Source organism: Mycobacterium sp. ST-F2 (assembly GCF_001905655.1).
Classification (GTDB): domain Bacteria; phylum Actinomycetota; class Actinomycetes; order Mycobacteriales; family Mycobacteriaceae; genus Mycobacterium.
Genome location: NZ_JMHT01000086.1, coordinates 1 through 4,250, shown reverse-complemented (window position 1 = coordinate 4,250; position 4,250 = coordinate 1). Strand labels below are relative to the sequence as shown.

Annotated in this window: 4 protein-coding genes; 2 read left to right on the top strand and 2 right to left on the bottom strand. The window is 67.0% G+C overall.

The window, feature by feature from the left end; translation table 11 throughout:
- Positions 1–1,396 (top strand): CocE/NonD family hydrolase (locus EB75_RS26600; protein WP_073698223.1); only part of this gene is annotated, 1,396 nt, incomplete at its 5' end.
- A 2-nt stretch (positions 1,397–1,398) separates the two neighbouring features.
- Here EB75_RS26600 and EB75_RS26595 read toward each other — a convergent pair.
- Both EB75_RS26595 and EB75_RS26590 read right to left on the bottom strand, forming a co-directional pair.
- Positions 1,399–2,199, bottom strand: a complete 801-nt coding sequence (locus EB75_RS26595) for a hypothetical protein (protein WP_142239838.1) — start codon at positions 2,197–2,199, stop codon at positions 1,399–1,401.
- A 117-nt stretch (positions 2,200–2,316) separates the two neighbouring features.
- Positions 2,317–2,616: a hypothetical protein gene (locus EB75_RS26590; RefSeq protein WP_073698221.1), complete on the bottom strand. Its 300-nt coding sequence runs from the start codon at positions 2,614–2,616 to the stop codon at positions 2,317–2,319.
- A gap of 253 nt (positions 2,617–2,869) precedes the next feature.
- Between EB75_RS26590 and EB75_RS26585 the strand changes: the two genes are divergently transcribed.
- Positions 2,870–4,250, top strand: a 1,381-nt coding sequence (locus tag EB75_RS26585) for an HNH endonuclease signature motif containing protein (RefSeq protein WP_073698220.1), incomplete at its 3' end; no start/stop codon positions are given.

Below are 4,250 nucleotides of genomic sequence, written 5' to 3'. Positions count from 1 at the left end.
ATTGTGGTATGTCGGTGCGACGCAATGGCTTGCGGCGGTGACGGGCCCGCCGCACCTGACGACCATCGTGCCCGCCAACACCGCATCGGACTACTACGACGGCTGGACCTACGAGGGCGGCGAGTTCCGGCTGGCCTTTGTGCAGCCGTGGGCCATCGAGTCGATCGCGCTCGGAGCGGCCGAGAACCGGCGCGATGCCGAGGCGGAGCGGCTGTTGCGGGACGCCGGAGCGGACCCGACGCGCTGGCTGAATTTCCGCCCGCAACAAGATCTTCCACCGATGCAGCCGCACAACCCGGCGGTTGCGCCCTGGTACTTCGACTGGGTCCGGCACAATACGCGCGACACCTTCTGGCAGCAGGTCAGCATCCGTGACCGGTATCCGGCCGTGCGAATTCCGGTGCTGCACTTCGAGGGATGGTACGACGCCTTCCTGGCCGGCGGCGTCGAGAACTTCGCCGGGATGGTGGCTCACGGCGGCAACGACTTCGCGCGGGCGAACCAGCGCCTGGTGATCGGTCCGTGGGACCACGTCGCGTGGGGGCGCCCTGATTCCGAGCCCGCGCCGATGCTCAAAGCTATTGGGGCAGTGGGGAACAGTCCGATCAACGAGCTGATGCTGGCGTGGTTCGACCACTTCCTGAAGGGCGTACAGAACGGTGTGGCGGGAAAGCCCCGCGTGGACTACTTCGCCATGGGCGCCAACTCCTGGAAGACGGCATCCAATTGGCCTCTCCCGCAAACGCAGTGGATCAACTACTACCTGTCCGGTGCCGGGGGCATCGCCGCCCGCGACGGGAAGCTGCTGCCGGTGCTGCCCGGGCCGCAGCCTCCCGACACCTACACCTATGACCCACTGAATCCGGCGCCGAGCCTGGGCGGGCACTCGTGCTGCGGTGCACATTCCGGTCCGCAGGGGCCGTATGACCAGACGCCGGTGGAGCAGCGCTCCGACGTGCTGGTCTACACCGGCGACCCGGTGGCCCACGACACCGAGATCACAGGGCCGGCCACCGTCAAACTCTGGGCCCAATCATCAGCTGTGGACACCGATTTCACGGCCAAGCTGGTCGCGGTGAAGCCGGACGGGACGGCGATCAACCTCAACAACGGGATTCTTCGCGCGTCGTTCCGGGATTCGCTATCGGCGCCGACGCCCATCGTGCCCGGCCAGGCGTACGAGTACCGCATCCAAATCTGGCCCACCAGTTACCAACTCAGCGCGGGGGACCGGGTGCGGGTGGAGATATCGAGCAGCGACTACCCGCAGTTCGCGCCGAACCCGAACACCGGCGTGCCCTTCGGGCGCGACGCGGCGACCGTGGTGGCGACGCAGACCATCCTGCATGACCCAGCGCATCCGTCGTCGATCACGTTGCCGGTGATCGGGAACTGAAACTACGGCGCCTTGGCGTCGATCACCACTGTGCCGCCCCATGATTGCAGCGTGCCGGTGTTGCAGCCGCCCTCGATACCGACGGCACGGAGACTCACGTCGTGCCCACCGGTTCGGTCTATCCGGAACTCTGGGCCGTCAATGGTCAGGCCGGGTCGGCCCCGGTGCGCCTCAGCGTCTTCTTTGCCGTCGACGGCGAAATAGAAGTTCGCATCCGAGCAACCCTGGGGGTCGGGGGTGTATCGGACAGTTGCGCGCTCACCCATGAGGGCATCGAAGTGCACCGAGGTGTGTGCAAAGCACTCCTGCCCTCGCGGCGGCGAGCAGTACGCGGTGACGTGCTGCTCGACGTGCGTGGCTGCCGGGGGAATGCCGAACACGACCGTCACGACGTCGACCTCCCGGTTCTCGATCCGGACGAAGCCCACGCCGAAATCCTTGTAGGTGCAGTTGGATATCGCGTTGCCGACGCCGCGCTTGTAGGCATCGGTCAGCGCGGCAGCCATCGGATCGCCCGAGCCTTTGAATCCGTCCCGCTGGCCTGGATACCGCTGGTCCATCAGATCGTTGGCGTTCTCCGACCGTGCATACGCTTGCGCGATTGCTCCGAGGTCCCGGTTGTTGTGGAGACGTCCGCCGCAGTTTCGGGCGTAGTCCGCGTTCACGGTCGCGGCAATGCTGTCCAGGTCCTCGGTGTCAGCGTGCACCCGCGGCATCACCGAAGGTCCCGGTATAGCCGCCAGATACGTCAAAATCGTTGCTGCGCTGAGTGATGCGGAAAGCCGTGCGCCGATCGATGGCATGATCGCTCCGTCGGATACAGGGGCTCGGTGCCCATTGAACTAACTGTCTCCGACGGTATTGGTGCAATGCGTGCAGCGATATCCGGGAATTCCCTATGGTTTCGGCCGGCGGCCGCGCTAGCGGCTGCAGTCCAGTGACACCGTGATGGTCCGACGGACCACGATGGGGACGACGACGTCCCTGCCGTGGCCGTTGTCCACCCGGATGAACTTCGTCTGCTCCTGTGGGTTGCGGACGCTGGTCACCACGCACTGATCGAGTGGCGCGCTTCCCACCCGGTCGACATTGACATGGAATCCCTCGGCCTCCAATTGGCCTATCGTGACAATCGCCGACTCGGCGGCCGCCGGAGCGACGGGTGCCAGTACGGCGGCCGTAGCGGTGAGAGCTATGAGAGTTATTAGTGCAGTACGCATCTCAGGGTCCTTCCGGTCCTATATCCGTTGACACGTAGTGGCGACCGAAAAGGTTCGATCGGCTCCTGACTGGGTTATCGATGTGTCCGGCGCATTCGTGACACGTGTCGAAGGTGATGTATCGGGACATCGGTGACAGTTGGTTGCCTCGTTTCACGATGCGCCCGGGCCGATTCGTTGCCTCACGTAATCGTGCGCGGTGTGTTGTCTCGGGTGATGGCGCGTGTCGTACCCGCCTGGCATAATCGCAAGTATGTTCGAACATGTGGGGGTCGGAGCCAGCGGGACGCTGGTTCACGATGTCTCCGTGGTCGACTCGATGGTCCATTTCGCGCGGGTGGAGAACCGGTGCGCGGCGGGCCGCTTTTTCGCGATCGCGGATCTGGTGGTGTTGCGGGTCGATGATCAGGGTGATCGGCAGTGGTGGGCCTGCGATGGTTGGGATGCCGCGGCCTGCGAGATCGGGGCCGCCCTGGGCATCAGCACCCGGGAAGCCTCCGGGCAGATGGCCACAGCCCTCGCGTTGCGGTTCCGCCTGCCGCGGGTGGCGGCGGTGTTCGCCGACGGCGGGGTGTCCGCGCGGACGGTGTCGCTGATCTGCTGGCGCACCCGCCTGGTCGAGGACGCCAACACCCTGGCCGTGCTCGACGCGGCGCTGGCCGGAGCCTTGTCCGAATGGGCGGGCTTGTCCCGCAAGGAGATCGAGCGCAAGATCGACGGCTGGGTGCACAAGTTCGACCCCGCCGCCGTGGTCAAAGTGCGTACGGCGGCCCGCCGCCGTGGGGTCGGGATCGGCAAACCCGATGATGAGACCGGGGTGGCGTCCATCTGGGGTGCCCTCCTGGCGACCGATGCTGAGTTGTTGGATCGGGTGTTGACGGAGATGGCCCGCCAGGTCTGCGAGAACGATCCGCGTACCTTCGAGCAACGCCGCGCCGACGCCTTGGGGGTGTTGGCGGCCCGTGGGGACCGGTTGGCCTGCCAATGCGGCATCCCGGACTGCCCGGCCGCTGGGCCCGATGCCCGGGCCACCGCGGTTTTCATCCATGTACTGACCGATGCGCTGCCGGTGCCGGTGGCTGATCCGCTGCTCAGTGGGGATCCGGCCGGGCCCCTGGCCCCGACGCCAACCCCGCCGGCCCCAACCCCGCCGACGCCGCCGGAGTCGACGCCGCCGCCGGCGCCAGCTCCTGATCCGGAGCCGGTCCCCTCGCCCCATCCGCACTCAAAGACGCGGCTGGCTGAAAGCCCGGCACCCGCGCCGAGTCCGACGTCCGAGCCTGCACCCACCCCGGTGCCCGGCTCGGCGCCCGCGGCGGCGCGGCCGCCGGCGCCGGTGCGCACCCCCGTCGGCTATATCCTCGGCGGCGGCACGGTACCCCCAGCGGTGCTGGCGGATCTGGTGGCCCGCGGCGCGAAGATCCGCATGGTGGCCTCGGCCACTGATCTGGGTGCGGTGCCCCGGTACCGGCCCTCGACCGCGATCGACGAGTTCGTCCGGATGCGGGCCATGACCTGCATGTTCCCGGGCTGCGACCAACCCGCCACCGCCTGCGATGTGGACCACACGATTCCGTGGCCGGGCGGGCCCACCCATCCGGGGAATCTGGGCCCCAAATGCCGCAAACAATATC